This window comes from Aquitalea magnusonii (assembly GCF_003202035.1).
GTDB classification, from domain to species: Bacteria; Pseudomonadota; Gammaproteobacteria; order Burkholderiales; family Chromobacteriaceae; genus Aquitalea; species Aquitalea magnusonii.
In genome coordinates, this window is the sequence record NZ_QJKC01000002.1 from 311,368 (window position 1) to 335,811 (window position 24,444).

Below are 24,444 nucleotides of genomic sequence, written 5' to 3' on the forward strand. Positions count from 1 at the left end.
CGGCAAGCGCTACCGGCATGCGTGGTATAAATCGACAGACAACAGGCTGACCAGCTGATTGGGCCAGGGCCGGCACGGCGCAATGGCCGGCCCGGCAAGTGGCGGCAGCGCCAAACAAACGACACCAACAGTCGGCGGACTGCTGGTGTCGCGGGTAATGGACAACTAGCCGTTCAGCACACCGCCTCAGTTCTTCGGCGCGGCCTTGCTTTCATAACGACGCGACCATTCCTGCAGGATGGCTTCGCGGTTCTTGGCGGCCCAGGCAAAGTTGTTCTTGCTCAGGCGCTTGGCGTAGTCGGTGGGGATATAGGGGTTCTGCTTGGCCACGCCCGGCATGGCCACCACGGCGTAGTTCTTTTCATACAGCTGCATGGCCGGCAGGCTGACCGAGAAATCCGCCAGCTTTTTGGCGGCGGCCAGGTTCTTGCTGCCCTTGAGGATGGCCGTGGCTTCCAGATCCCAGCCCAGACCTTCCTTGGGATAGACCAGATCGATCGGCGCGCCCTTTTCCTTCAGCTCGGCACCGCGGTATTCAAAGGAAATGCCGATGGGGTATTCGCCGGCGGCGGCCATCTTGCACGGCTTGCTGCCGGAGTGCACATACTGCGCCATGTTGACGTGCAGTTTGTCCATGTAGTCCCAGCCCTTCTTCTCGCCCATCATCTGCAGCCAGGCGGACACATCCAGATAGCCGGTGCCGGACGAGGCCGGATGCGGCATCACGATCTGACCCTTGTAAACCGGCTTGGTCAGGTCGGCCCAGCTTTCCGGCTTGGGCAGGCCTTTCTTGGCGGCTTCCACGGTATTGAAGCAGATGGTGGCGGCCCACACGTCCATGCCCGTCCACTTCGGCGGGTGCGCCTTGTCGACGAATTCGCGATTGAGCTTTTCCACACCCTTGGGCACATAGCCTTGCAGCATGCCCTGCTGATCCAGGATCATCAGGCTGGTGGCAGCCAGCCCCCACACCACGTCGGCCTGCGGATTGTTCTTTTCCGACAGCAGCTTGGCGGTGATCACCCCGGTGGATTCGCGCACAAAGCGCAGCTCGATATCCGGATTGGCCTTTTCAAAGGCTTCCTTGTAATCCTTCACCTGGTCGGCTTCCAGTGCGGAATACACCGTCAGGGTGGTGGTGGCCTGTGCCAGCGGAGCCATCAGGCCGGTACACACCAGGCCAATACATGCAGCCATCTGCTTTTTCATCGACATTACTCCATTGATTTAGACGTATAGACAAATTTACCGGCACTTGAAGGCTGGTCGGCCAGTCAATGGCTGCATCTTGACCGGCATGAATGACAAGGCAGTTAAACCGACATGAAACTTGTCTTGCGCTGCTAGACCTTTCCCGCAAACAGTCCGCCCAGCGTGGCGCTGCCGATTTTCTTGGCCGCAGCCAATGCCCGCGGTATACACTGCAAGCATAAAATAAACGGACCCCGAAGCTGCCCAATGACCCTGCGTCGCATCTTTGACAGCATCATCACCCGCTTGCTGATCCTGGTGGTCTGCCTGGTGTGCATCGGCTCGCTGGCACGCTATTACGCGCTGGGACATTTCCTGCGCCAGGATCTCAGCACGGTGGTGCAGGAACAGCAGCTGGCGCTGGCCAGCTATGTGGCGCGTGATATCGATGACAAGATCAGCCAGCGCCAGACCCTGCTGACCCATCTCGCCAGCGATCTGCCACAAGCCTTGCTGCAGCGGCCGGAGCAGCTGCGCCAGTGGCTGCGCCAGCAATACCAGTACCAGAACCTGTTTTCCGGCGGCCTGTTCGTGGCTGATCTGCACGGCAGGGCCGTGGCCGACTACCCGGTAGCGCCTGGCCGCACCGAGCGCAGCTATATCGACCGCGACTACATCAGGGCTGCCTTGCAGGGCAGCAGCTATATCGGCCGCCCGGTACTGGGCCATGCTCTGGGCGTACCGGTATTGCCGATGGCCGTGCCGGTGTTCAATCGCGACATGCAGGTGGTGGCCGTGCTGGCCGGCATCACGCCCCTGGCGGCACCCGGCTTTCTCGACCTGCTGCAGAAAGCCCAGATCGGCCATGACAATGGTGGTTTTGTGCTGGTGTCGCCGCGCGACAACCTGTTCGTGGCCTCCTCGCAAAAGGGCATGAACCTGCAAAAGCTGCCCGCCAGCGGCATCAACCCCTTGCATGACCGCGCCATGGCCGGCTATCGCGGCAGCGGCATCACCACCAATGCCGAGGGTCAGGAAGAAGTTGCCGCCATCGTGTCGGTGCCCAGCAGCGGCTGGTTTGTGGTGGCGCGCCTGCCCAGCAGCGAGGCCTTTGCCACCGTCGGCCATGTGCAGACCTTCGCCATTCGCGGTGCCATCGTGGCCACCGTGCTGTTTGCCTTGCTGGCATCGGCCTGCATGTATTACGTGTTGCGGCCGCTGTTTCATGCCGCCGCCGACGCCGAACGCATGACGCGCGGCGAACTGCCGCTGGTGCCGCTGGCCATCCGCCGCAATGATGAAGTGGGCCACTTCATCGCCGCCTTCAACCGGCTGCTGCGCAAGCTGCACGAACAGCAGGCGCAGCTGGAACGCATCGCCCACCACGACACCCTGACCGGGCTGCCCAATCGCCTGTTGCTGGCAGACCGGCTGAAACTGGCGCTGGCGCAGTCACGCCGCCACGGCAAGCACGTGGCTCTGCTGTTCATGGATCTGGACGGATTCAAGCACATCAACGACAGCCTGGGGCATGATGCCGGCGACGAGGCCTTGCGCATGGTCACCACCCGGCTGCAAGCGGTACTGCGCGAAACCGACACCCTGGCGCGTATCGGCGGTGACGAATTCGTGCTGCTGCTGTGTGACCTGGACGAGCAGGCCAGGGACATTGCCCGCATCGTGGCGGAAAAATGCCTAGCCGCCATGCAGCCGCCGCTGCGCATTGGCACGGAGGAATTCCAGCTGGGCATTTCCATCGGCCTGACCCTGGCCCGGGCCGACAGCACGCCCGATTCGCTGCTGCAGGAGGCGGATCAGGCGATGTATCTGGCCAAACATGCCGGTGGCAACTGCCTGATGCGCAGCTAGCAGCGGGCTGGGCGGCACGCTGCTGTTTGACCATGATCAAACCAATCCGGCCAGTTAAATTTTTCAGCACATTCTCACCAAAAATAAGAAATATCCGAAAAATAACCCTGCCCTGGCGAAAAACTACAGTGAATACCCCTGTCCACGCCTCCATATACTACAAAACATCCCGCCACGGGATCGGACCCCGGCCAGCCCTGGCCGCGCCAGTCGGCATGCAGCATGCCAGTGCGCCGCCGTCCGGATGACAAGCCCTGTCATCGCTGCCTGACCGAGCAGGCCGCCTGTCACCAACAGGTCGCCCGGCTACCTGCCCAAGACGTTTGCTGTTGCTTCCATCCAATAACAGAAGGAGACGGTAATGTTGATCGGTGTTCCCAAGGAAATCAAAAACCACGAGTATCGTGTGGGTCTCACCCCTTCCGGCGTGCGCGAACTGGTCGCCCACGGCCACAAGGTGCTGGTGCAGACCCAGGCCGGGCTGGCCATCGGTTTTACCGATGAACAGTACATCCAGTCCGGGGCCTCGATAGCTTCTTCGGCAGAAGAGGTATTTTCCAAGGCCGAGATGGTGGTGAAGGTAAAAGAACCGCAGCCGGTGGAGTGCCGCATGCTGCGTACCGGCCAGATCCTGTTTACCTATCTGCACCTGGCGCCGGACCCGGAGCAAACCAAGCTGCTGACCGAATCCGGCGCGGTGGCCATTGCCTACGAAACCGTGACCGACGAGCGCGGCGGCCTGCCCTTGCTGGCACCGATGTCGGAAGTGGCCGGGCGCATGGCCATCCAGGCCGGCGCCCATGCGCTGGAAAAAGCCCAGGGCGGACGTGGCGTGCTGCTGGGTGGCGTGCCGGGCGTGGCACCGGCGCGCGTGGTGGTGATCGGTGGTGGTGTGGTGGGCCTGAATGCGGCGCGCATGGCGGCCGGGCTGGGCGCCGATGTCACCATTCTGGACAAGTCGCTGCCGCGCCTGAAGGAAATCGATATGGTGTTCGGTGGCCGCATCAAGACCCTGGTGTCCAATACCGCCAATATCGACGAATCCATCCGCGAAGCCGACATGGTGGTCGGTGCGGTGCTGATTCCGGGAGCGGCGGCACCCAAGCTGGTGACCCGCGCCATGCTGGGCAATATGAAACCGGGTGCGGTGCTGGTGGATGTGGCCATCGACCAGGGCGGCTGTTTCGAAACCAGCCGCGCGACGACACATCAGGACCCCATCTATGTGGTGGATGGCATCGTGCATTACTGCGTGGCCAATATGCCGGGCGGCGTGGCCCGCACCTCCACCCAGGCGCTGAACAATGCCACCCTGCCCTTCACGCTGGAACTGGCCAACAAGGGCTGGCGTCAGGCACTGCTGGACAATGCCCACCTGCGCAATGGCCTGAATGTGTGCCATGGCAAGATCACCTACAAGGCGGTGGCCGATGATCTGGGCTACCCCTATGTCGATCCGGTGGAAGCCATCAAGACCGCCTGATTCCCCTCAGGCTGTCCGCTGCTGACAAGGCCGGCCCACGCCAGGATCATGGCGCTGGCCGGCCTGATTGCATCAGCGTTCAGGCCAGCAGCAGGGTCAGCAGCCGCTGGCCGGCCTGCTCCAGCGCACCATCATTCTGCAGCACGATACAGCCCGGCGGCGGCTGATAGGCATCGGCCTCACGCAGGCGGGCGGCAATCTGCTGCGGCGTTTCGCGGCCACGCGCAGCCAGCCGCGCGGCCCGGACCTCGGCACTGGCGGTAATCCACAGCGGTTGTAGCGAGGGGAACACCAGCTGCGCCTGCGGCAGGGCGGCACGCGAACCATTCACCACCACATCCAGCCCGTGTGCCAGCCAGCTTTGCACCTCCACCCCCAGCGCATAATCCAGGCCATTGCGTTGCCAGCACAAGGCAAAGCAGCCGCTGGCCTGCCGTTGACGGAATTCCTCACTACTCAGCGCGATATGGTTTTCGCCGCCGGCATCGGCCGCGCGCGTGATATAGCGGTGGGCAAACACCACACCGGCCGCGGCCGGCAGCTGCTGCCGCACATAGGCCAGCACGCTGTCCTTGCCCGCCGCCGACGGCCCCATCACATACCACAGCCTTCCCGGTTCAACCCACATGCTGCAGCACTCCATCAAAGCCGCAGCTGGCCAGATAGCGCAGGGGGCTGGCCGGCTGCGGCTCGACAAACAAGGCCAGCCGGTCCACCAGCAGGGGCGGCAGGTCGGCAAAATGGCGCTCGGCCGCCTGCAACAGCTGCTGTGCTTCGCTGGCATCCGCCAGCGTATCGCTCAGGGTGAAGTGGCAGCGGTATTGCTCGAACACATAGGGATAGCCCCAGCGCTGCTGCAATTGCTGCTGGCGTTCGCTCAGGCCGGGCCGTGGCCGTATGGCTTGCTGCCGCTCGACCAGTCCATCCAGCGCCACCACGCAGCTGCTGGCCAGCTCATCCAGCATGGCGCTGGGGGCAGACGGGCGCAGGGCGAGAAAATCACCCAGTCTGGCCGGCTGCAGCGGCAGGCTGAATGGCTGGAAACGCCGGGCCAACGCCAGCAGCTGCTGCAACAGCATGGCCTCGCTGACCTGGGCGGCCGGCACAAACGGCGCTTTCAGCGTGGCATGCCAGCCATAGCGCGCTGGCGTGCGGGTAAGCAGCTCGAGACGTTCGCCACTGATGCCAGCCAGCGCGGGCTGCAGCACCGCCACATCGCGCGCGGCATCCCGGCCCAGCCAGTGGCAACCGGCCTGCCACCAGCGGCTGTCGGGGGCAGGTGCCAGGTAAACGGCATAGCGCATCACTGATCCTCCATCACCAGCTGCACCAGGTCACCATTGAAACAGGTGATGCCGTACTGCACCGGACGACCGTCGGGATCGACATTCAGCGATTTGACATGCAATACCGGGCGGTTCTTGGGAATGCCCAGATAGTCCACCACCTCGCTGTCCGGCAGCCGTGCCGTCACCCGGGTAAAGCGGCGGGTGTAGTCCTGGATGCCGAAGTGCTGCAGGGTAAGGGTGACCGAGCGCTGCTGCTGGTAGATGGCCGGCAGATCGGGAAAGCGTGCAGCCGGGAAGAACATGGTGGAGTAATCGACCACCCGGTTTTCCACCCGGCTCAGCGTCTTGATGCGGAACAGCAGCTCGCCCACATTCACCCCCAGCAGCTCGGCCAGTTCGGCATTGGCCGCCAGGCTGTCACTGGCCAGGACATCGATATCCGAGCTGCGATTCTGTCTGGCCATATTCTGAGAAAAACGCGTGCGCTTGCTGATGGCGTAGTCGATGGCATTGTCCTGCACGAAAGTGCCGCGCCCCTGCTCCACCCGCAACAGGCCGCGCTCCACCAGCGTGGCCACCGCGCGCCGTATGGTATGGCGGTTGACGCGAAAGCGTTCCGCCAGTTGCAGCTCGGTGGGCAGTTGCTCACCGGCCTGCAGCTGGCCGCAGGCAATTTCCTCGGCCAGACTGTTTTCGATCTGACGCCATACCGCCACCCCTGAACCGCGTTCAATCATCTTTTTTCTCCGTCACCGCCACTGGTCTAGCGGCGCAATCCAAGCTTCACAAAAACTTCACGCTGACGTGCTGTTCACTTATCGACTGCTGCCATTATCATGCAGTCGTCTATACGTTTATATGAATTTTTCTTGAAACCAGCACAGGTTCACCACCCACATGGAAACCACGACAAGACAATACTGGCTCAGTCTGCTGGCACACAGCCCGGCACCACGGCTGGCCGAGCTGCTGCAACAGCACCTGCCTCCGGCTGCGGATATCAGCTGGCTGCGGCGCGCCCAGACCGGCCTGGTGATGTTGCAGGGCCGCAGCGGCGGCAGCGGCAGCCGCTTCAATCTGGGCGAGATCAGCGTCACCCGCGCCAGCTGCCAGATCGCCGGCTGGCTGGGGCATGGCTGGGTACGCGGCAGCGATGGCCAGCATGCCGAGCTGATTGCCCAGGCCGATGCGCTGCTGCAAAACCCGCAATACTACCCGCCGCTGCAGGCAGCCCTGCTGCAGCCGCTGCAACAGGAACTCAGCGCACGGCGCGAACAGAGCGCCCGTGCGGCGGCGGCCAGCAAGGTCGAGTTCTTCACCATGGTCAGGGGGGACTGATGCTACTACAAGCTTTCGACAATATGGTGCAGGACTGCCAGCAGGTATTCCGCTGCACCCTGGCGGCGATGGCCGAGCCACTGCTGCCGCGCACCCTGCCCTGCCTGCCGCCGGCGCTGCCCGGCCTCAAGCCGGCCACCAGTGCCTTGCTCTATACCCTGATCGATCAGGATGTGACGCTATGGGCGCCAGCGCTGCCGCCCGCCACGCTGGCCAGCCTGCGCTTTCATTGCGCGCTGCGTCTGGCAGATACACCAGAGCAGGCCGATTTCATTTTGCTGCCGGCCGGCAGTGCCTTGCCCCCCTTGTCCAGCCTGCGCGCCGGCAGCCCGGAATACCCGGACCGCTCCGCCACCGTGCTGCTGGAAGTGGAAGATTTTACCCCGCAGCAAGTGGAAGCCAGCGGCCCTGGCTTCGCCAGCCCACGCCGCTTTGGTGCAACAGGACTGCCGCCGGCGTTCTGGACGCAATGGCAGGCCAACCATGCCCGTTTCCCGCTGGGTGTGGATGTGCTGCTGATTTCCGCCACCCAGCTGGCCGGCTTGCCGCGCAGCACCGTGGTACAGGAGGGATGACATGTATGTAGCCGTAAAAGGTGGCGAAACCGCCATTGCCCGTTCCTGGGATTTGCTGGCCGCCGCGCGCCGTGGCGACAGCGCACTGGCCGAGCTGAGCCTGGGGCAGATCCGCCAGCAACTGCGCCTGGCCGTGGCCAGGGTGATGCAGGAAGGTTCGCTCTACGACGAGGAACTGGCCGCGCTGGCGCTGAAGCAGGCCGCCGGCGACACGGTGGAGGCGGTCTTTCTGCTGCGCGCCTTCCGTACCACCCTGCCGCGCTTTGCCAGCAGCAAGCCGCTGGATACTGCCGCCATGCGGGTACGCCGCCGCGTGTCCGGCACCTTCAAGGATGTGCCGGGCGGCCAGATACTGGGCCCCACCGCCGATTACACCCAGCGCCTGCTGGACTTCTCGCTGGGCCACAGCAGCGAAGTGCCGCCCTGCACCCTGGCCGACAGCGGCGTACCGCAGCCCTTGCCCAGCGTGCTGGAAGTACTGGCCGCCGAAGGGCTGATCGAAGCCGAGCAGCCCTTGCCCGGCGACCCGGAGCCGGCCGACCTCACCCGCCAGCCGCTGATGTTCCCGGCCGACCGCGCCACCCGCCTGCAAAACCTGGCGCGTGCCGATGAAGGCTGGCTGCTGGGCCTGGCTTATTCCACCCAGCGCGGCTACGCCGAAAGCCACCCCTTTGCCGGCGAAATCCGCATGGGTGAAGTCAGCGTCAGCGTTTGCCCGGAAGAATTGGGCTTTGACATCGACATCGGCGAAATCACCCTGACCGAATGCCAGATGATCAACCAGTTTGCCGGCAGCAAGACCGCCCCGCCGCAATTCACCCGCGGCTATGGCCTGAGCTTTGGCGAGGCCGAACGCAAGGCCATGGCCATGGCGCTGGTCGACCGCAGCCTGCGTGCCGAAGAACTGGGCGAAGCGGCCCACGCCCCGGCCCAGCAGCAGGAATTCGTGCTGTATCACAGCGACAATGTGGAAGCCTCCGGCTTTGTCCAGCATCTCAAGCTGCCGCATTACGTCGACTTCCAGGCCGAGCTGTCGCTGATCCGCACCCTGCGCGCCCAGGCCAACTCCTCCGCACCACAAGAGGCCGCCCATGACTGAAGCCTGTCATAGCCAATGGCAATACAATTTTGCCTTTCTCGACGAAAACACCAAGCGCATGCTGCGGCGGGCCTTGCTCAAGGCGGTGGCCATTCCCGGCTACCAGGTGCCGTTCGGCAGCCGGGAAATGCCGCTGCCCTATGGCTGGGGCACCGGCGGCATCCAGCTCACCGCCAGCATCATCGGCCAGGATGACGTGCTCAAGGTCATCGACCAGGGCGCGGATGACACCACCAATGCCGTCAACATCCGCCGCTTCTTCGCCCGTGTCACCGGCGTGGCCACCACCAGCAGCACCGCGGCAGCCAGCCTGATCCAGAGCCGTCACCGCATCCCGGAAACCCCGCTGCGCTCCGGGCAGATCATGGTGTTCCAGGTACCGGAGCCGGAAGCGCTGCGCACGCTGGAAGCCAGCGAGGTGGAAACCCGCAAGCTGCATGCCCATCAGGAATACGGGCTGATGCACGTCAAGCTGTACGAAGACATCGCCCGCTTCGGCCATATCGCCACCAGCTACGACTACCCGGTGATGGTGAACCAGCGCTATCTGAGCTCGCCCTCGCCCATCCCCAAATTCGACAACCCCAAGCTGCACATGAGCCCGGCGCTGCTGCTGTTCGGCGCCGGCCGCGAAAAGCGGCTGTATGCCATTCCGCCGCATACCCGGGTGGAAAGCCTGGCCTTTGACGACCATCCCTTCAGCGTGCAGCGCTGGGAGCAGGCCTGCGCCCTGTGCGGCAGCCATGACAGCTATCTGGATGAAATCATCACCGACGACGCCGGAGCCAGGATGTTTGTCTGCTCCGATACCGATTACTGCCAGCAACAGCAGGAGGGCAAGGCATGAGCCAGCCAGTACTGAGCGTGAGCGGCCTGGCCAAGGACTATGGCAACGGGCAAGGCTGCTTTGACATTGATTTCGAACTGTACGAGGGCGAGGTGCTGTGCATTGTCGGTGAATCCGGCTCGGGCAAATCCACCCTGCTCGCCACCCTGGCCGGCCGCCTGAGCGCCGATGCCGGCAGCGTGCGCTTTCGCGACCGCGCCGGCAGCAGCCACGAACTGACCACCCTGGCCGAAGCCGAGCGCCGCCGGCTGGCACGCAGCGAGTGGGGCTTTGTCACCCAGCATGCCCGCGACGGCCTGCGCATGAATGTATCGGCCGGTGCCAATGTCAGCGAACGGCTGATGGCGCTGGGCCAGCGCCATTACGGCCAGCTGCGCGAAACCGCCGCCCAGTGGCTGGAAAAAGTGGAAATCAGCCGCGAGCGGCTGGACGACCGCCCCACCGCCTTTTCCGGCGGCATGCAGCAGCGCTTGCAGATCGCCCGCAATCTGGTCACCCAGCCGCGACTGGTGTTCATGGACGAACCCACCGGCGGGCTGGATGTCTCGGTCCAGGCGCGCTTTCTCGACCTGCTGCGCCGGCTGGTCCACGATACCGGCATCGCCGTCATCATGGTGACGCACGATCTGGGCGTGGCACGGCTGCTGGCGCAGCGCACACTGGTGATGCAACAGGGCCGGGTGGTGGAAGCCGGGCTGACCGACCAGATCCTGGATGATCCGCAACACCCTTACAGCCAGCTGCTGGTGTCCTCCATTTTGCAGGCCTGAAATCATGAAGCTACTGATCGATGCTCAACAGCTGAGCAAAACCTTTGTCCTGCACCAGCAGCATGGACTGGCGCTGCCGGTGCTCGCCGATGTTTCACTGCAAGTGGCCGCAGGCGAATGCGTGGCGCTGACCGGCCCCTCCGGTGCCGGCAAAAGCACCCTGCTCAAGGCACTCTATGCGAACTACCTGGTAGGGGGTGGCAGCATCCGCATCCGGCACCAGGGCAGCTGGGTCGACATGACCACCGCCCGGCCCCATGAAATTGCCGCCGTGCGCCGCCATACCCTGGGCTATGTCAGCCAGTTCCTGCGGGTTATTCCACGGGTGTCGGCCCTGGATATCGTGGCCGAACCGCTACTGGAATGGGGCTACTCTATGCAGGAAGCCCAGCAGCAGGCCGGCGCATGGCTGGCGCGGCTGAATATCGGCGAGCGGCTGTGGCAGCTGCCGCCGGCCACGTTTTCCGGCGGCGAGCAGCAGCGGGTGAATATCGCCCGCGGCATGATCGCCCCCCGCCCCATCCTGCTGCTGGATGAACCGACCGCCTCGCTCGACGCGGCCAATCGCGCCGTGGTGGTCGAGCTGATGCTTGAAGCACGCCAGCGCGGTGCGGCGCTGGTCGGCATTTTCCATGATGAAGACACCCGCGCCGCCGTGGCCAGCCGCATTTTCGATGTGCCGCTGGCCCCTGCCCTGTGCGCCTGAGCCCTGACTGCGAAAGAAGCCCGATGAAACACCTGCTCAACAATGCCCGCCTGATCCTGGCCGACCGCATCATCGAGCGCGGCTCGCTGGAAATCGACAACGGCCTGATCAGCGCCGTGCATGAACAGCCGCTGCCGCCCGACACCCCCGCCTGCGAGGACCTGCATGGCGACGACCTGCTGCCCGGCCTGGTGGAAATCCACACCGATAATCTGGAAAAGCACCTGATGCCGCGCAACGGCGTGCTCTGGCCGATGCTGCCGGCGGTGGTCACCCACGATGCCCAGTGTGCGGCAGCCGGCATCACCACGGTCTTCGATGCGCTGGCCGTGGGCGATCTGGAAGGCGAAAGCGTGCGGCTCGACACCCTGCACACCGCCTTTGCCGCCATCAACCTGGGCATGGAGCAAGGCGTGTTCCGCGCCAATCACCTGTTCCACCTGCGCTGTGAGCTGGCCTATCCCGGCCTGCTGCAAGAATTGCAGCCGCTGATCAGCCACCCAGCCGTGCGCCTGGTGTCGGTGATGGACCATACTCCGGGCCAGCGCCAGTATCGCGATATCGAGCAATACAAAAAGTACTACGGCAAGAAAAAGGTCGGCTGGAACGAACAGACCTTCCTGCAGGCAGTCAGTGAACGCCAGCACCTGCAGCAACAGTATGCCGGCCGGCACAAGCAGGCCGTGGTGGAACTGGCGCGCCAGCATGGCATTCCGCTGGCCAGCCACGACGATACCGACCTGTCCCATATCAGCGAGGCGGTGCTGGATGGCGTGACGATTTCCGAATTCCCCACCACGCGCGCCGCTGCCCAGGCCGCCCGCGAGCACGGCTTGCACACGGTGATGGGCGCACCCAATGTGGTGCGTGGCGGCTCGCATTCCGGCAATGTCGCCGCGCTGGAACTGGCGCAACACGGCCTGCTGGACATCCTGTCTTCCGACTATGTGCCGGCCAGCCTGCTGCACGCCGCGTATTTGCTGGTGGCACAGGCCGGCTGGAGCTTGCCGCAGGCGATTGCCACCGTCAGCCACAATCCGGCACAGGCAGTGGGGCTGAGCGACCGCGGCCGGATCGCCGTCGGCCTGCGTGCCGACCTGCTGCAAGTGCGCCCGCACCCGGCAGTGCCGCTGGTGCAGCAGGTGTGGAACGCCGGGCGGAGGGTATTCTGATGCCGGATACCATCACCACCCTGCGCCGCCTGCTGCTGGAACACGGCCAGCAGCACTATGGCGAAGCCATTACCCAGGCCGACCATGCCATCCAGGCCGCCACGCTGGCGCGCGACTGGGGCTGTGACGAAGAAATACAGCTGGCCGCCCTGCTGCACGATGTCGGCCATCTGCTGGAACACGACGGTGTCGCCGCCATGGGCGAGTACGGCGTGCAGGCGCACGACCGGCTCGGGGCCGATTACCTGCTGGAACTGGGCTTCTCGGCGCGGGTGGCCCGGCTGGTGGGCATGCATGTGGCGGCCAAACGCTATCTGTGCGCCATCGACCCGGCCTATCTGCAACAGCTGTCCAGCGCCAGCACCGCCACCCTGGCTTATCAGGGCGGCCCGATGAGCGCCGTCGAGGTGGAGACCTTCGCCCGGCTGCCCGACCTGCAGGACATCCTGCTGCTGCGCCGGCTGGATGAAGCAGCCAAGGATGGCGGCTGGCAGCTGCAGCAAGTGGAATGGCTGTGGCCGGTGATGGCCGCACACCTGGCTGCGCAGCAGACCGGCAAGCGGCATTGACCGCAGCACATTAAAAAAACCGCTGCCCCGTAAGGGTTCAGCGGTTTTTTCTTTATGCGCAGCCAGGCTGGCGTGCGGGCAGCAGCGGCGCTTATTCAGCCAGCAGCTTTTGCACCACGTCGACATAGCCTTGCTTGGCGTCATCGCTGGACATGCCCTTGAGCTTGTCCCAGGCATCGTATTTGGCGCGGTTGATGAAGTCCATCATGCCCGGGCGCTCGCCGCTGACATCGCCTTCACTGGCCTGCTTGTACAGCGCATACAGCTGCAACAGGGTCTGGTTGTCCGGACGCTCGGACAGCGAGGTGACATCGGCCTGGGCCTGGGTAAACAGTGCATTCAGATCAGACATGCTTCTTCCTTCGTGATTGCTTCGTCATTGGGTAACAGGAGCGGTATGTTCCGCTGTACTGGCACGGGCGGCTGCCTGACGCTGCCGACCCGGCTCCCGGCTGTGCCGGGATGGCTGAATTTAGCACGAAACAGGCGCTGCTGCCTGCCCCGCGCGGGCGGCCTAGTTGCCCGGCAGCGCGCCATCACCGGGTGGACCGATGCGGATCAGCTTGAAACTCTTGACCGGATGACCTTGGCGGATGGCCGGATAAAAACGCGCCTGGCGGAACACTTCCAGCAGCGGCCCCTCGACCCCGGCCGGCCGCGCCGACACCAGCTGTACCGCATCCACCCCGCCTTGCTCGTTGATATATACCCGCAGGGTGACCTCGACCTCATCCATGCCCAGCCCATACGGCTCGACCAGCTGGATAGGCAGCTGCTCCAGCGCCAGCACATCCAGCTGCCGTGCGGCATAGTAAAAATCCAGCCCCAGCTGCTGTGAGGTGGCCTCATCCTGCGCGGGCGCACTGGCCGGGCTGGCGGCCAGCGGCTGGCTGGCATCGGGCAAGACTGGCGCGACTGCGGATGCCACCGGCTCTGGCAATACCGCCGGCGGCGGGCTGGTCACGGCGGCCGCGCTGGCCGCCTGCGCCAGCCGCGTCTTGCTGGCGGGAGACAGCAGGAGTTTGGCCTGATGGCGTGGAAGAGACCTGGGCTGGACGGCCAGCCTGGCTGGCGTGGCCGGCGGGCTGGCTTTTGCCGCGGGCGCAGCCTGCCGGGCGGGCGGCCCCAGCCGCACCGACATGGCTGATGGCTGGCCGTGCAGGCTGCCGTCCTGTGTCAGCCGCAGAAACAGCGGCAGGTGCAGCAGCAGCGACAGGCTGAGCATCAGCAGCAGGCGGTCGCCTTCTGACAGAGCGGCCCAGCGCCACTGGGCCGGCATCCAGCGCAGGCCGGCAGGCAGCTTCATGAAACTGGCCACACTCCGCCAGCTGGTTTACTTGGCATCCAGCAGTTTTTCGATGTCGTCCTTGGCAATGGCACCCGGCACCAGGCGGCCATTGCCAAAGATCAGGCCAGGCGTACCGGTAATGCCCAGTTCGTCACCCATGGCTTCGATCTTGTCCAGTGCGCTGGTATCGCACTTGTCGGTGCCGGTGAGTTCCTTGCCATCGCGCATGAAGGCAGTCCAGGTAGCCAGACGGTCCTTGGAACACCAGATCTGACGGGCCTTGTGCGGCGCATCCGGATGCAGCTGGGCCAACGGATAGAGGAAGGTGTAAATGGTGACATTGGTGATGTCGGGCAGGCTTTCACGCTCCAGCTGCTTGCAGTACGGGCAGTCCGGATCGGTGAACACCGCCAGCTTGCGCGCGCCGTTGCCACGTACTTCCTTGATGGCGTACTGGAAGGGCAGCTTGTTGAAGTTGACGCGATTCAGCTCGGCCATTTTCTTTTCGGTCAGGCTGGACTTGGCTTCGGTATCGATCAGATCACCGACAAACAGGTATTTGGCCTCGGCGTCGGTGTAGACAATCTGCTTGCCCTTCACCACCACCTCGTATACCCCCTTGACCGGGGTTTCGCTCACGCTCAGCACTTCACGGGTGGGGAAGCGGCTGGAAAAGGCCTTTTTCACCTGCTCGTTGCTGGAGGGAGTGGCATTGGCATTGCAGGCGCTCAGGCTCAGCAGCATGGAGGCGGCCAGCGCCAGGGCTTTTACGGTGGTTTTCATTCAGATTCCTCGGGTTCAGAAGCCAATGGCATGACGGGCAAACTGCCGCTTGAGCGGTGTCAGCCGGTTGGTGAGTGTCAGGCCGGTATTGCGCAACCAGGACAATCCCGGCAGGTGTTCGGTGTGAAACAGCCGATACAGGCTGTCGCAGGTAAACTGCATGGTTTTCACCGCCTCGCGGCGCGAGCGCTCGTAGCGGCGCAGCAGCATCCAGTCGCCGGCATCGCTGGCGCTGGCCAGTAGCGCGGCCAGCTGGGCGGCATCCTGAAAGCCCAGGTTGACCCCCTGCCCCGCCAGCGGGTGCACGGTGTGGGCGGCATCCCCCACCAAAGCCAGGCGCTGGCTGACCACCGCTGCCGGCTGGATCAGCCGCAGCGGAAATGCCGCGGCCGGTCCGAGCAGGCTCAGATGGCCCAGCTGGTGATCACCGGCAGCCGCCACACGGGCGCAGAGTTGCTCGGCAGACAATGCCAGCAGCGCATCCGCATCGGCAGTGGACCACACCATGGAAATGCGATTGCCCGCCATGGGCAGCCAGGCCAGAATGCTGTCGCCGGTAAACCACTGGCGTGCAATATCGCCATGCGGCTTTTCACAGGCAAAATTGGCCACTACCCCGCTCTGGCCATAGGGCTTGATGCTGGCGGCCAGGCCGGTTTGCTGGCGCACCCAGGAGTTGGCACCGTCCGCGCCCACCACCAGCCGGCTGCGCAGCTCCCGGCCATCGTCCAGCCTCAGGCAGGCTGCCGTGGCCGTGGTCTCGAGTGCCAGCGGCCGCACGCCGGTAAAGCAGTCGACACTGCTGTGCCGCAGGCGCTGCCACAGGCTGGCCAGCAGCCAGCGGTTTTCCACGATCCAGGCCAGCGCACTGGCATCGGCATCGCTGGCGGCAAACTGGATGCGGCCACCGGCATCGCCACGCACATCCATGCTGGCAATGGTGCCGATGCGCGCCATGTCCGGCCAGGCTTGCAGTTGTTCCAGAAAACGGCGGTTGAGCGGGCTGACGGCATAGATGCGCGCATCCCAGCCCTGCTCCAGATCGTCAAAGCGGGCGGCGGAACCTTCCAGCAGGGCAATTTTCTTGCCGCTGTCGGCCAGCGCCAGCGCCAGGCTGGCCCCCACCAGGCCACCACCCACGATGATCACGTCGTACTGTGTCATGTCTTGCTTTCCTAAAGCCCGAACACCAGATGGCGGGCAAAGGCGCGTCGCAGTGGCGGCACGCTGTCCAGCGCGCTCATGCCGGCGCCGCGCAGGGCGCTGACCAGCGCCGAATCACCATCGAACAACTTGATCAGCCCATGGGTAAAGCCGACCACGGCATGGCTGTCCAGCTTGCGGCTGGCGGCATACACCGCCAGTGCCGCGGCATCGCCCGGATCGCTGACTTCGTTCAGGGCATCTGTCAGGCCAATGGCATCGCGCAGGCCCAGGTTGAGGCCCTGCGCCGCCACCGGGTGCATGGTCTGGGCCGCATTGCCAATCAGCACCACCCGGCCGCTGCTGACGCGGTTGACCTGGCGCAGTGCCAGCGGAAAACTGCTACGCGGGCCGATGGCCAGCACCTTGCCCTGGCGCTCGCCAAACGCCTGCTGCAGTTCGGCCATCACCTGTTCGTCAGCGGCCTCCTGCAAGGCTTTGGCATCGGCCGGGGTGCGTGTCCACACCAGCATGTAGTGGTCGCCATGCGGCAGCAAGGCAAACGGCCCTTGCCTGGAGAAGCGTTCGTAGGCAATGCCGGCCGGCGGCTGTTCGGTGGTCACCTCGGCCAGTACCGCGCATTGCTGATAATCATGCACCAGCCGCTTGATGCCGGGCAGGCTGTCGGCCAGCGCGCCGCCCTCGGCCAGCACCACCAGCCGCGCCGTCAGGCTGATGTCGCCATGCACGCCGCTGGTTTTCACCGAGGCATAGCAGCCCAGGCTGTTTACCGCTTCGACACGGGTTTGCCACCAGACCTGCACCCCCGCCTGCTCCAGCTGGGCATTGATGGCCAGCGTCAGCGCCGGGTAATCCACCACCACGCCCAGGTGCGGCAGTTTCAGGTCGGCACAGTCCAGCCGGGTGCGGCCAAATGCCCCCTGCTGCGAGACATGGACGGTGTCGATGACGCTGGCCGGCAAATCATCCGGCCAGGCCGCAGCGGCAGCCAGTGCCGTGCGGCTGTGCCAGGACAGCGCCAGCGCACGGGCGTCGGTCAGCGGTGCATTCTTGGCTCTGGCCTCGACCAGCAGTACGCGGCGCCCCGCGGCGGCAAAGCGCAGTGCCGCCAGCGCGCCGACCGGCCCGCCACCCACGATGATGATGTCGGCATGTTCGCCGCCATCGTGACCGCCACCACAGCCAGCTGTGCGGCCGGTTTGCTTGTCTGTCGTTTTCATGTTCAGACGCCCTGCATCAGGATTTCAATTTCGTCGATTTCTTTGGGTACATCAGCGGTATATACCTCGTGGCCGTCTTCGGTCACCAGCACATCGTCCTCGATGCGGATGCCGATATTGTGCAAGGCCAGCGGGACATTCGCGGCCGGACGGATATACAGTCCGGGCTCGATGGTGGTGCACATGCCGGGCTGGTAGCTGCGCCACTGGCCGCCAAGCTTGCGCTGGCCGACATCATGCACATCCAGACCGATCATGTGGCCGATGCCATGCATGTAGAACTGGCGGAAGGCGCCCGATTCGATCACGCCATCCACGCTGCCGCTCAGCAGCTTGAGGTCCAGCATGCCTTGCACCAGTATCCGCAGCGCCGCATCGCCCGGGGCATTCCACGGCGCATCAGGCTTGACCGCAGCGATGCCGGCCAGTTCCGCCGCCAGCACGATTTCATACACATCGCGCTGGGCAGCGCTGAACTTGCCATTCACCGGAATGGTACGGGTAATGTCGCCGGCGTAGCCGTTCAGCTCGCAACCGGCGTCGATCAGCAGCAAATCGCCATCGTTCAGACGGGCATTGTTGGCGGCGTAATGCAGGGTGCAGGCATTGGCACCGCCAGCCACGATGCTTTCATAGGCCGGATAGCGTGCCCCGTGGCGGATGAAGGTGTGCAGGATTTCCGCTTCCACCTGGTATTCCATCATGCCCGGTCGCGTGGTGCGCATGGCCTGCAGATGGCCCTCTGCGGATATCTGGCCGGCACGGCGCAGCATGGCGCGTTCACCGGCATCCTTGAGCATGCGCATCTCATCCAGCGGCCAGCGCAGGTCGTGATAGACCGCCGGCGGCTGCTCGCCGCTGCGGTAGCGCTGGCGCACGCTCTCCAGCCAGCCATTCACGCGCACGTCAAATGCCGCATCCCGGCCGACATTCCACCACAAGGCTTTCTGACCGCTGAGCAAGTCGGGCAGGCGCAGGTCCAGCTCGGCCAGCGGATAGGCTTCGTCAAAGCCAAAGGCTTCGCGTGCGCCATCCGGCCCGAAACGGAAACCTTCCCACACTTCCCGCTCCATGTTTTTTTCACGGCAGAACAAGATGGACTTGCCCAGGGCGGCATCCAGCACCAGCACTGCTTCCGGCTCGGCAAAGCCGGTGAGATAGAGAAAGTGGCTGTCGGCGCGATAGGGATAATGGTTGTCGGCATTGCGCACCACTTCGGGCGCGGTCGGCAGAATGGCAATGCCCTCCCCCATCTGCAGCATCAGGCGGCGGCGACGCTCGGCATGGCTCTGGTACATGACTGATTCTTTCGCAGGATGGTGAGCCGGTGCACAAGGCCGGCATGGCTGAAGTTTACACTGTGGCGGCCCGGCTGCCGATGCCGATGCGCGGCAAACGGCAGGCATGAAAAAGGCTTGCCGGCAGGCAAGCCTTGCAGTGCGGCCGACAGCCTGTCAGTCCAGCAGCGTGGCCGAGGTGTACACGTCCTGTACGTCGTCCAGGTCTTCCAGCGCATCCAGCAGCTTTTGCATGCGCATGGCGTCTTCGCCGGCCAGTTCGGTTTCGTTCTGCGGCTTCATGGTGACTTCGCCCATTTCCGCCTTGAAGCCCTTGTCTTCCAGCGCCTGCTTCACATCGCTGAATTCGTAGGGGCCGGTAATGACTTCAATCGAGCCGTCTTCATTGGTCAGCACGTCTTCGGCACCGCACTCCAGCGCGGCTTCCATCAGCGCGTCTTCATCCACGCCCGGAGCAAACACCAGGAAACCGCAATGGCTGAACTGGAAGGCCACGCAGCCGTCGGTACCCATATTGCCGCCGTACTTGGAGAAGGCATGGCGCACATCGGCCACGGTACGGGTCTTGTTGTCGGTCAGGCAGTCCACCATCACTGCGGCGCCACCGATGCCGTAGCCTTCGTAACGGCATTCGACATAGTCCACGCCTTCCAGCTGGCCGGTACCACGCTTGATGGCGTTATCGATATTGTCCTTGGGCATGGATTCGGCCTTGGCCTTGTCCACTGCCAGCCGCAGACGCGGGTTCATGTTGACATCGCCGCCACCCATCTTGGCCGCAACGGTGATTTCCTTGATCAGACGGGTGAAGATCTTGCCGCGCTTGGCATCCTGACGACCCTTGCGGTGCTGGATGTTCGCCCATTTGCTATGACCTGCCATAATTGCCTCAATCTCGTATGGCCCCACCGGGCCGGTTTAATGCCAGAAAAGTTGGCGGCTATTCTAGCAGAAAGCTATTTCGCCTTCAGCATGGCCAGCATGAAGGTGAAGGCCTGGCCATAAATCTGTTCGATGGCAGGCACCATCAAGGGCAGCGTGAGATAGATGGTGATGAATCCGATCATCAGCGTCAGCGGGAAGCCGAAGGTGAAAATATTGAATTGCGGGGCCGCCCGCGTCATCACGCCGATGGCCAGGTTGGTCACCAGCAAGGCAGCAATCACCGGCATCGACAGCCACACGCCCCAGGAAATGATATGGCCGCCCCACAGCACCAGTGCCTTCATGCCCTGCGCCGGCATGCTCATGCCGATGGGCAGCACCTGGAAGCTCTCCACCAGGGTGGACAACACCACCTGGTGGCCATCGAAGGTGAGGAACAGCAGAAACACGAACATCGACAGCAGCTGCGACACCACCGGCACCTGGGCGGCATGCATGGGGTCGAAGAACATGGCAAAACCCAGGCCGGTCTGCGCCCCCATGATGAAGCCGGCCATTTCCACGGCAGTCATGGTCAGGCGCATGACAAAACCCATGGCCAGGCCAATGAGCAATTGCTGGAACAGGATGGCAATGCCGGCAGCGGAAATCACCGGCACCGCAGGGGTGGGCGGCAGCAGCGGCAGCACCAGCATGGTCAGCATCAGGGCAAAGCCGGCCTTGAAACGACGCGGCACGCCACGGTAGGCATACAAGGGCTCGACCAGGAACAGGCCGATGATGCGGGCGAAGGGCCAGGCGAACATGGCGACCAGCGCATTGATCTGCGCATCAGAAATGCTGAACATGGCGCGCCGGTTCAGCCGATGACGGTGGGAATGCTCTGAAACAGCCGGGTGGTGTATTCCACCAGGGTGTTGAGCATCCACGGCCCGGCCAGCACCAGCACCAGGAACATGGCCAGCAGCTTGGGAATGAAGGTCAGCGTCATTTCATTGATCTGGGTGGCCGCCTGCAGCACGCTGACCAAGAGGCCCACCACCAGCGACACCAGCAGCACCGGGGCCGAGACGATGATCAGGATGTACAAGGCATTCTGTACGATATTGATGACGAGTTCCGGACTCATGTATCACTCCTTGCCGCGGCAGGCTCTTGCCAGCCGCCCTTGGCCATCAGCCAGTTTTCCAGCGGGATGCCGTCGCGCACGACACGATTGGGCCTGAGCATCACATAGCCGGCTGCTTCCAGCACCGGCCTTGCCGCATGACTGGCCCAGGCATGCAGGGCTGTCACACCAGCCGCCGCCGCGGCATCCTCAAGCTGCTGAATCATTTGCCGGGCCAGCCCGCGCCCTTGCGCCCAGGGGGCGACATAGAGCATGTCCAGCTCACCGGCCTGCGTCAGCCAGGCAAAAGCCAGCAACTGGTCACCATCGCGCAGGCCCACGCTCCAGGCACCGGCCAACCGGGCTTCCCAGTTAACCCGGCAGTCTTCATCCCAGATGCCGGCCCAGGCCAGCCGCGCCGCCAGGGAATAAGCGTCATCCGGCAGGTTGGCCACGCAGTCTGCCAGCAGGGCATGGCAGTCGGGCAGATGTTCGGGCTGCAGTGCGAAGTTTTCCATATCGGCTAGCCGGTATAAAAGCTTTGCACCAGCGAACCCATCAGCAGGGTCCAGCCGTCCACCAGCACAAACAGCATCAGCTTGAATGGCAGGGAAATGGTGACTGGCGACACCATCATCATCCCCATCGCCATCAGGATGCTGGCCACCACCAGGTCGATGATCATGAAGGGAATGAACACCATGAAGCCGATCTGGAAGGCGGTTTTCAACTCGCTGATGACATAGGCCGGGATCAGGGTTTTCATGGAGACATCCGCCTTGCTGGCCGGTTTTTCCGAACGGGAAATCTCGATGAAGAAGGCCAGATCCTTTTCGCGGGTCTGGCTGAGCATGAAAGCCTTCATCGGCTTGCTCGCTTCTTCCACCGCCTGGTTAAAGGTGATCTTGTCATCGGAAAACGGCGCCCAGGCCTTGCTGTATACCTGATCAAAGGTCGGCCCCATCACAAACAGGGTCAGAAACAACGACAGCCCCAGAATGACCTGATTGGGCGGCGACTGGGTCACCCCCATGGCCTGGCGCAGCAGCGACAGCACGATGACAATGCGGGTAAAGGCGGTGGTCATGAGCAGCATGGCCGGGATGAAGCCCAGCGCCGTCATGAACAGCAGCATCTGCAGCGACAGCGAATAATTCTGGCCGCCGCCTGCACCCGGGGTACTGGTCATCAAGGGCAGGCCACTGGCCTGGCTGCACAATGGCAGGACCAGCCACATCAGTGGCAATAGTCGGAAGAAAGGTTTCATTATTTGTTTACGACTTCGGATTGCTGACGCCCCTTGTCCATGGCGGCCTTCAGCCAGCGGGCAAAGGGTTCGCCCGGTGGCACCACATCGGCGGCGGCATCAGGCGGGCGATCCAGCTTGGTCAGCAGATTGACGCTGTGACTGGTGACACCCAGTACCAGCCATTCCCCTTCCAGCTCGACGATGACCACTTTCTCGCGCTGGCCGACCAGCACGCCGCTAACCACGCGCAGGCGATTGGATCCCCCCAGCATGCCGCCGGACATGCGGCGGAACAGCCAGGCCAGGCCGACAATCGCCCCCAGCACCACGGCCAGCCCCAGAATCACCTGCAGCAGGCTGGAAAAGGGTGTCGGGGTGGCCGCCAGCACGACCGGGGCCGATGCGGCAGCGGCAGCCGGGCCAGCGGCCGGCAGCAGGCTGAGCGCCGCCAGCCAGCCTGACAGGCGGCAGGAGCGGCGCATTATTTCTGCAGGCGGCGGATGCGTTCCGCCGGGGTGATGATGTCGGTCAGACGGATACCGAACTTGTCGTTCACCACCACCACCTCGCCCTGGGCGATCAGGCAGCCGTTGACCAGCACATCCATCGGCTCGCCGGCCAGGCCGTCCAGTTCCACCACCGAGCCCTGTGCCAGTTGCAGCAGGTTGCGGATGGCGATCTTGGTGCGGCCCAGTTCCACCGTCAGTTGCACCGGGATATCGAGAATCATGTCCAGATTGCTGGGCACATTCAGCGAGGACTCGCTGCCCGTACCCAGTTCCTGGAACAGATTGGTGGCCGGCTGCACATTGTCAGCCTGTGCGGCATCGGTGGTTTCCTGCTCCGCCATGGCGGCGGCCCAGTCATCCATGGATACTTCTTCGTCGGCCGCGCCCGCGCCCTGGCCTTCTTCTAGCTGCTCAGTCATTGCTTGTTGTCTCCTGCGGGCTCGGCGAACTCACCGGCCCCGGCCAATACCTTGTCTACCTTGAGGGCGTAGCGCCCCTGCACGGTGCCGTAATGGCACTCCAGTACCGGGATGCCGGACACGTCGACCACCACAGCCTCCGGCACATCCAGCATCACCACGTCACCGTTTTTCAAATTGAGAATCTGCCCCAGCGTGACCTTGGTTTCCGCCAGGGTGGCCACCAGTTCCACCTCCGCCGCCTGCACCTGGTGCGTCATCAGGCTGACCCAGCGGTTATCCACTTCGGTACGGTCGGCCTGCATGGTGCTGGACAGCACATCGCGAATCGGCTCGACCATGGAGTATGGCAGACAGATGTGAAAATCGCCGCCTCCGGCCCCCAGCTCGATGTGAAAGGTCATGGCCACCACCACTTCGGTCGGGGTGGCGATGTTGGCGAACTGGGTATTCATTTCCGAGCGCAGGTAAACGAATTCGATGGGGTGTACCGGCTCCCAGGCTTTCTGGCATTCGGTAAACACCACTTCGAGCAGGCGGCGGATGATGCGCTGCTCGGTCGGGGTGAAATCACGCCCTTCCACGCGCACATGGTAGCGCCCGTCGCTGCCGAACAGATTATCGACGATCAGGAAAACCAGATCCGGGTCGAAAATCAGCAGGCCGGTACCGCGCAGCGGTTTGACATGTACCAGGTTGAGGTTGGTGGGAACCACCAGATTGCGAATGAATTCGCTGTACTTCTGCACCCGTACCGGGCCTACGGAAATTTCCGCATTGCGCCGGATGAAGTTGAACAGACCTATACGCAGGTTGCGGGCAAAACGTTCGTTGATGATTTCCAGCGTCGGCATGCGGCCGCGCACAATGCGCTCCTGCCGCCCGATATCATAGCCGCGGACACCTTGCGAGTCCTGCGCGCTGTCATCATCTTCGTCCTCGCCGGTGACGCCCCTGAGCAGGGCGTCCACCTCTTCCTGGGACAGGATATCGTCGCCCATCGCTTACTGCTTCTGAATGATGAAGGAAGTAAAGAGTACGCTTTGCACCAGCTCTTCTTCGCCGGAATCCATGGACTCGTTGATGATCTGCTTCACCTGCGCCTTCAGCTTGACCTTGCCATCCGGCGTGGCCAGCTCGGCAGCCGACTTGGACGACAGCAGCAGGATCAGCGCACTGCGGATCTTGGGCATGTAATCGGTGAATTTCTTCTTGGCTTCTTCATCACCCAGCTCGGCCTGCATGTCCACTTGCAGCAGGCTGCCATCACCACCCGCCAGGTTGACGACAAAAGTATCCAGCTTTTCAAAGATGGGTGGGCCTTCTTTTTTCTTCTTGGGTTTTTCCTTGGTCTGCTCGGTTTGGGCTGCACCCTGCGGCTTGTTCATATTGCTGAACATCACATAGGCCAAACCACCCATGCCTGCCAGCACCAATACCAGCAGGATAACCACCACCAGCATCAGCTTGTTGCCCCCGCCCGCTTTTTTCTCGCCCTTCTCCGCTTTTTCCGCTTTTTTGTCTTCTGCCATGGGTCATCAGTCCGTACGTTAGGTTTATAGGGAAAGCTTAAGCCATTTCCCTATTATATTTTCCAGATTTCCGCACGAACT

29 protein-coding genes are annotated in these 24,444 nt (G+C 63.4%); 10 read left to right on the plus strand and 19 right to left on the minus strand.

The window, feature by feature from the left end:
* Positions 1 to 186 precede the first annotated feature (186 nt).
* Positions 187 to 1,209: a putative 2-aminoethylphosphonate ABC transporter substrate-binding protein gene (locus tag DFR38_RS03225; RefSeq protein ID WP_110312983.1), complete on the minus strand. Its 1,023-nt coding sequence runs from the start codon at positions 1,207 to 1,209 to the stop codon at positions 187 to 189.
* A 249-nt stretch (positions 1,210 to 1,458) separates the two neighbouring features.
* Here DFR38_RS03225 and DFR38_RS03230 point away from each other — a divergent pair, with 249 nt between their 5' ends.
* Together DFR38_RS03230 and ald are read left to right on the plus strand one after the other, a co-directional pair.
* The gene (locus tag DFR38_RS03230) at positions 1,459 to 3,060 is read left to right on the plus strand and encodes a sensor domain-containing diguanylate cyclase (RefSeq protein ID WP_059287393.1); all 1,602 of its coding nucleotides are present in this window, start codon (positions 1,459 to 1,461) and stop codon (positions 3,058 to 3,060) included.
* A 361-nt stretch (positions 3,061 to 3,421) separates the two neighbouring features.
* Positions 3,422 to 4,543, plus strand: a complete 1,122-nt coding sequence (gene ald / locus DFR38_RS03235; RefSeq protein WP_110312984.1) for an alanine dehydrogenase — start codon at positions 3,422 to 3,424, stop codon at positions 4,541 to 4,543.
* A 79-nt stretch (positions 4,544 to 4,622) separates the two neighbouring features.
* Here ald and phnN read toward each other — a convergent pair whose 3' ends face one another.
* The 3 genes from phnN to phnF are packed head-to-tail and all read right to left on the minus strand — an operon-like array spanning position 4,623 to position 6,569.
* Entirely contained in the window at positions 4,623 to 5,171 is a 549-nt protein-coding gene (gene phnN, locus DFR38_RS03240; RefSeq protein WP_110312985.1) for a phosphonate metabolism protein/1,5-bisphosphokinase (PRPP-forming) PhnN, read from the minus strand.
* The gene (locus DFR38_RS03245) at positions 5,161 to 5,847 is read right to left on the minus strand and encodes a DUF1045 domain-containing protein (protein ID WP_110312986.1); all 687 of its coding nucleotides are present in this window, start codon (positions 5,845 to 5,847) and stop codon (positions 5,161 to 5,163) included. The genes phnN and DFR38_RS03245 overlap by 11 nt, the downstream gene beginning before the upstream one ends.
* Positions 5,847 to 6,569: a phosphonate metabolism transcriptional regulator PhnF gene (gene phnF / locus DFR38_RS03250; protein ID WP_059287559.1), complete on the minus strand. Its 723-nt coding sequence runs from the start codon at positions 6,567 to 6,569 to the stop codon at positions 5,847 to 5,849. The genes DFR38_RS03245 and phnF overlap by 1 nt, the downstream gene beginning before the upstream one ends.
* Before the next feature lie 160 nt (positions 6,570 to 6,729).
* Here phnF and phnG point away from each other — a divergent pair, with 160 nt between their 5' ends.
* The 8 genes from phnG to DFR38_RS03290 are packed head-to-tail and all read left to right on the plus strand — an operon-like array spanning position 6,730 to position 12,908.
* Positions 6,730 to 7,170, plus strand: a complete 441-nt coding sequence (gene phnG / locus DFR38_RS03255) for a phosphonate C-P lyase system protein PhnG (RefSeq protein WP_110312987.1) — start codon at positions 6,730 to 6,732, stop codon at positions 7,168 to 7,170.
* Entirely contained in the window at positions 7,170 to 7,745 is a 576-nt protein-coding gene (gene phnH / locus DFR38_RS03260; RefSeq protein ID WP_059287561.1) for a phosphonate C-P lyase system protein PhnH, read from the plus strand. The genes phnG and phnH overlap by 1 nt, the downstream gene beginning before the upstream one ends.
* A gap of 1 nt (position 7,746) precedes the next feature.
* Positions 7,747 to 8,844, plus strand: coding sequence for a carbon-phosphorus lyase complex subunit (locus DFR38_RS03265; protein ID WP_110312988.1), 1,098 nt, complete (start codon positions 7,747 to 7,749; stop codon positions 8,842 to 8,844).
* Positions 8,837 to 9,691 (plus strand): alpha-D-ribose 1-methylphosphonate 5-phosphate C-P-lyase PhnJ, encoded by an 855-nt coding sequence (locus DFR38_RS03270; protein ID WP_059287499.1) that lies wholly within the window; start codon positions 8,837 to 8,839, stop codon positions 9,689 to 9,691. Before DFR38_RS03265 ends, DFR38_RS03270 begins: the two co-directional genes overlap by 8 nt.
* Positions 9,688 to 10,461 carry a phosphonate C-P lyase system protein PhnK gene (gene phnK, locus DFR38_RS03275; RefSeq protein WP_059287500.1) on the plus strand — a complete coding sequence of 258 codons (774 nt, stop codon included), beginning with the start codon at positions 9,688 to 9,690 and terminating at the stop codon, positions 10,459 to 10,461. The genes DFR38_RS03270 and phnK overlap by 4 nt, the downstream gene beginning before the upstream one ends.
* 4 nt (positions 10,462 to 10,465) lie before the next feature.
* Positions 10,466 to 11,167 (plus strand): phosphonate C-P lyase system protein PhnL, encoded by a 702-nt coding sequence (gene phnL / locus DFR38_RS03280; RefSeq protein WP_059287501.1) that lies wholly within the window; start codon positions 10,466 to 10,468, stop codon positions 11,165 to 11,167.
* A 23-nt stretch (positions 11,168 to 11,190) separates the two neighbouring features.
* A complete protein-coding gene (locus DFR38_RS03285; RefSeq protein ID WP_110312989.1) occupies positions 11,191 to 12,339 on the plus strand; it encodes an alpha-D-ribose 1-methylphosphonate 5-triphosphate diphosphatase in 1,149 nt (382 codons plus the stop codon).
* Entirely contained in the window at positions 12,339 to 12,908 is a 570-nt protein-coding gene (locus DFR38_RS03290) for a phosphonate degradation HD-domain oxygenase (protein ID WP_110312990.1), read from the plus strand. The genes DFR38_RS03285 and DFR38_RS03290 overlap by 1 nt, the downstream gene beginning before the upstream one ends.
* Positions 12,909 to 12,999: 91 nt before the next feature.
* Here DFR38_RS03290 and DFR38_RS03295 read toward each other — a convergent pair whose 3' ends face one another.
* The 15 genes from DFR38_RS03295 to DFR38_RS03365 form a co-directional block, all read right to left on the minus strand.
* The gene (locus tag DFR38_RS03295; protein ID WP_059287656.1) at positions 13,000 to 13,260 is read right to left on the minus strand and encodes an acyl-CoA-binding protein; all 261 of its coding nucleotides are present in this window, start codon (positions 13,258 to 13,260) and stop codon (positions 13,000 to 13,002) included.
* Positions 13,261 to 13,422: 162 nt separating this feature from the next.
* Positions 13,423 to 14,214, minus strand: a complete 792-nt coding sequence (locus DFR38_RS03300; protein ID WP_110312991.1) for an energy transducer TonB — start codon at positions 14,212 to 14,214, stop codon at positions 13,423 to 13,425.
* 27 nt (positions 14,215 to 14,241) lie between these two features.
* Positions 14,242 to 14,979: a DsbC family protein gene (locus DFR38_RS03305; protein ID WP_110312992.1), complete on the minus strand. Its 738-nt coding sequence runs from the start codon at positions 14,977 to 14,979 to the stop codon at positions 14,242 to 14,244.
* 15 nt (positions 14,980 to 14,994) lie between these two features.
* The gene (locus DFR38_RS03310) at positions 14,995 to 16,143 is read right to left on the minus strand and encodes a UbiH/UbiF family hydroxylase (protein ID WP_110312993.1); all 1,149 of its coding nucleotides are present in this window, start codon (positions 16,141 to 16,143) and stop codon (positions 14,995 to 14,997) included.
* A gap of 11 nt (positions 16,144 to 16,154) precedes the next feature.
* On the minus strand, positions 16,155 to 17,363 hold the full coding sequence (locus DFR38_RS03315) for an FAD-dependent monooxygenase (RefSeq protein WP_110312994.1): 1,209 nt from the start codon (positions 17,361 to 17,363) through the stop codon (positions 16,155 to 16,157).
* Between the two features lie 2 nt (positions 17,364 to 17,365).
* Entirely contained in the window at positions 17,366 to 18,661 is a 1,296-nt protein-coding gene (locus tag DFR38_RS03320) for an aminopeptidase P N-terminal domain-containing protein (protein ID WP_059287399.1), read from the minus strand.
* A 156-nt stretch (positions 18,662 to 18,817) separates the two neighbouring features.
* A complete protein-coding gene (locus DFR38_RS03325; RefSeq protein WP_059287400.1) occupies positions 18,818 to 19,543 on the minus strand; it encodes a YebC/PmpR family DNA-binding transcriptional regulator in 726 nt (241 codons plus the stop codon).
* 74 nt (positions 19,544 to 19,617) lie between these two features.
* Entirely contained in the window at positions 19,618 to 20,394 is a 777-nt protein-coding gene (gene fliR / locus DFR38_RS03330) for a flagellar biosynthetic protein FliR (RefSeq protein ID WP_059287401.1), read from the minus strand.
* Between the two features lie 11 nt (positions 20,395 to 20,405).
* Positions 20,406 to 20,675, minus strand: a complete 270-nt coding sequence (fliQ, locus tag DFR38_RS03335) for a flagellar biosynthesis protein FliQ (protein ID WP_059287402.1) — start codon at positions 20,673 to 20,675, stop codon at positions 20,406 to 20,408.
* A complete protein-coding gene (locus DFR38_RS03340) occupies positions 20,672 to 21,172 on the minus strand; it encodes a GNAT family N-acetyltransferase (protein ID WP_059287403.1) in 501 nt (166 codons plus the stop codon). Before DFR38_RS03340 ends, fliQ begins: the two co-directional genes overlap by 4 nt.
* A gap of 5 nt (positions 21,173 to 21,177) precedes the next feature.
* Positions 21,178 to 21,921, minus strand: a complete 744-nt coding sequence (gene fliP / locus DFR38_RS03345; protein ID WP_059287404.1) for a flagellar type III secretion system pore protein FliP — start codon at positions 21,919 to 21,921, stop codon at positions 21,178 to 21,180.
* Entirely contained in the window at positions 21,921 to 22,385 is a 465-nt protein-coding gene (fliO, locus tag DFR38_RS03350) for a flagellar biosynthetic protein FliO (RefSeq protein WP_110312995.1), read from the minus strand. The genes fliP and fliO overlap by 1 nt, the downstream gene beginning before the upstream one ends.
* The gene (fliN, locus tag DFR38_RS03355) at positions 22,385 to 22,831 is read right to left on the minus strand and encodes a flagellar motor switch protein FliN (protein WP_110312996.1); all 447 of its coding nucleotides are present in this window, start codon (positions 22,829 to 22,831) and stop codon (positions 22,385 to 22,387) included. The genes fliO and fliN overlap by 1 nt, the downstream gene beginning before the upstream one ends.
* Positions 22,828 to 23,832, minus strand: coding sequence for a flagellar motor switch protein FliM (fliM, locus tag DFR38_RS03360; RefSeq protein WP_059287390.1), 1,005 nt, complete (start codon positions 23,830 to 23,832; stop codon positions 22,828 to 22,830). The genes fliN and fliM overlap by 4 nt, the downstream gene beginning before the upstream one ends.
* 3 nt (positions 23,833 to 23,835) lie before the next feature.
* A complete protein-coding gene (locus DFR38_RS03365) occupies positions 23,836 to 24,363 on the minus strand; it encodes a flagellar basal body-associated FliL family protein (protein ID WP_059287391.1) in 528 nt (175 codons plus the stop codon).
* Positions 24,364 to 24,444 lie beyond the last annotated feature (81 nt).

Bases quoted from the DNA above. Each gene is read 5' to 3' on its own strand.
- DFR38_RS03225 (WP_110312983.1), bottom strand. From the start codon at position 1,209: ATGAAAAAGCAGATGGCTGCATGTATTGGCCTGGTGTGTACCGGCCTG.
- DFR38_RS03230 (WP_059287393.1), top strand. From the start codon at position 1,459: ATGACCCTGCGTCGCATCTTTGACAGCATCATCACCCGCTTGCTGATC.
- ald (WP_110312984.1), top strand. From the start codon at position 3,422: ATGTTGATCGGTGTTCCCAAGGAAATCAAAAACCACGAGTATCGTGTG.
- phnN (WP_110312985.1), bottom strand. From the start codon at position 5,171: ATGTGGGTTGAACCGGGAAGGCTGTGGTATGTGATGGGGCCGTCGGCG.
- DFR38_RS03245 (WP_110312986.1), bottom strand. From the start codon at position 5,847: ATGCGCTATGCCGTTTACCTGGCACCTGCCCCCGACAGCCGCTGGTGG.
- phnF (WP_059287559.1), bottom strand. From the start codon at position 6,569: ATGATTGAACGCGGTTCAGGGGTGGCGGTATGGCGTCAGATCGAAAAC.
- phnG (WP_110312987.1), top strand. From the start codon at position 6,730: ATGGAAACCACGACAAGACAATACTGGCTCAGTCTGCTGGCACACAGC.
- phnH (WP_059287561.1), top strand. From the start codon at position 7,170: ATGCTACTACAAGCTTTCGACAATATGGTGCAGGACTGCCAGCAGGTA.
- DFR38_RS03265 (WP_110312988.1), top strand. From the start codon at position 7,747: ATGTATGTAGCCGTAAAAGGTGGCGAAACCGCCATTGCCCGTTCCTGG.
- DFR38_RS03270 (WP_059287499.1), top strand. From the start codon at position 8,837: ATGACTGAAGCCTGTCATAGCCAATGGCAATACAATTTTGCCTTTCTC.
- phnK (WP_059287500.1), top strand. From the start codon at position 9,688: ATGAGCCAGCCAGTACTGAGCGTGAGCGGCCTGGCCAAGGACTATGGC.
- phnL (WP_059287501.1), top strand. From the start codon at position 10,466: ATGAAGCTACTGATCGATGCTCAACAGCTGAGCAAAACCTTTGTCCTG.
- DFR38_RS03285 (WP_110312989.1), top strand. From the start codon at position 11,191: ATGAAACACCTGCTCAACAATGCCCGCCTGATCCTGGCCGACCGCATC.
- DFR38_RS03290 (WP_110312990.1), top strand. From the start codon at position 12,339: ATGCCGGATACCATCACCACCCTGCGCCGCCTGCTGCTGGAACACGGC.
- DFR38_RS03295 (WP_059287656.1), bottom strand. From the start codon at position 13,260: ATGTCTGATCTGAATGCACTGTTTACCCAGGCCCAGGCCGATGTCACC.
- DFR38_RS03300 (WP_110312991.1), bottom strand. From the start codon at position 14,214: ATGAAGCTGCCTGCCGGCCTGCGCTGGATGCCGGCCCAGTGGCGCTGG.
- DFR38_RS03305 (WP_110312992.1), bottom strand. From the start codon at position 14,979: ATGAAAACCACCGTAAAAGCCCTGGCGCTGGCCGCCTCCATGCTGCTG.
- DFR38_RS03310 (WP_110312993.1), bottom strand. From the start codon at position 16,143: ATGACACAGTACGACGTGATCATCGTGGGTGGTGGCCTGGTGGGGGCC.
- DFR38_RS03315 (WP_110312994.1), bottom strand. From the start codon at position 17,363: ATGAAAACGACAGACAAGCAAACCGGCCGCACAGCTGGCTGTGGTGGC.
- DFR38_RS03320 (WP_059287399.1), bottom strand. From the start codon at position 18,661: ATGTACCAGAGCCATGCCGAGCGTCGCCGCCGCCTGATGCTGCAGATG.
- DFR38_RS03325 (WP_059287400.1), bottom strand. From the start codon at position 19,543: ATGGCAGGTCATAGCAAATGGGCGAACATCCAGCACCGCAAGGGTCGT.
- fliR (WP_059287401.1), bottom strand. From the start codon at position 20,394: ATGTTCAGCATTTCTGATGCGCAGATCAATGCGCTGGTCGCCATGTTC.
- fliQ (WP_059287402.1), bottom strand. From the start codon at position 20,675: ATGAGTCCGGAACTCGTCATCAATATCGTACAGAATGCCTTGTACATC.
- DFR38_RS03340 (WP_059287403.1), bottom strand. From the start codon at position 21,172: ATGGAAAACTTCGCACTGCAGCCCGAACATCTGCCCGACTGCCATGCC.
- fliP (WP_059287404.1), bottom strand. From the start codon at position 21,921: ATGAAACCTTTCTTCCGACTATTGCCACTGATGTGGCTGGTCCTGCCA.
- fliO (WP_110312995.1), bottom strand. From the start codon at position 22,385: ATGCGCCGCTCCTGCCGCCTGTCAGGCTGGCTGGCGGCGCTCAGCCTG.
- fliN (WP_110312996.1), bottom strand. From the start codon at position 22,831: ATGACTGAGCAGCTAGAAGAAGGCCAGGGCGCGGGCGCGGCCGACGAA.
- fliM (WP_059287390.1), bottom strand. From the start codon at position 23,832: ATGGGCGACGATATCCTGTCCCAGGAAGAGGTGGACGCCCTGCTCAGG.
- DFR38_RS03365 (WP_059287391.1), bottom strand. From the start codon at position 24,363: ATGGCAGAAGACAAAAAAGCGGAAAAAGCGGAGAAGGGCGAGAAAAAA.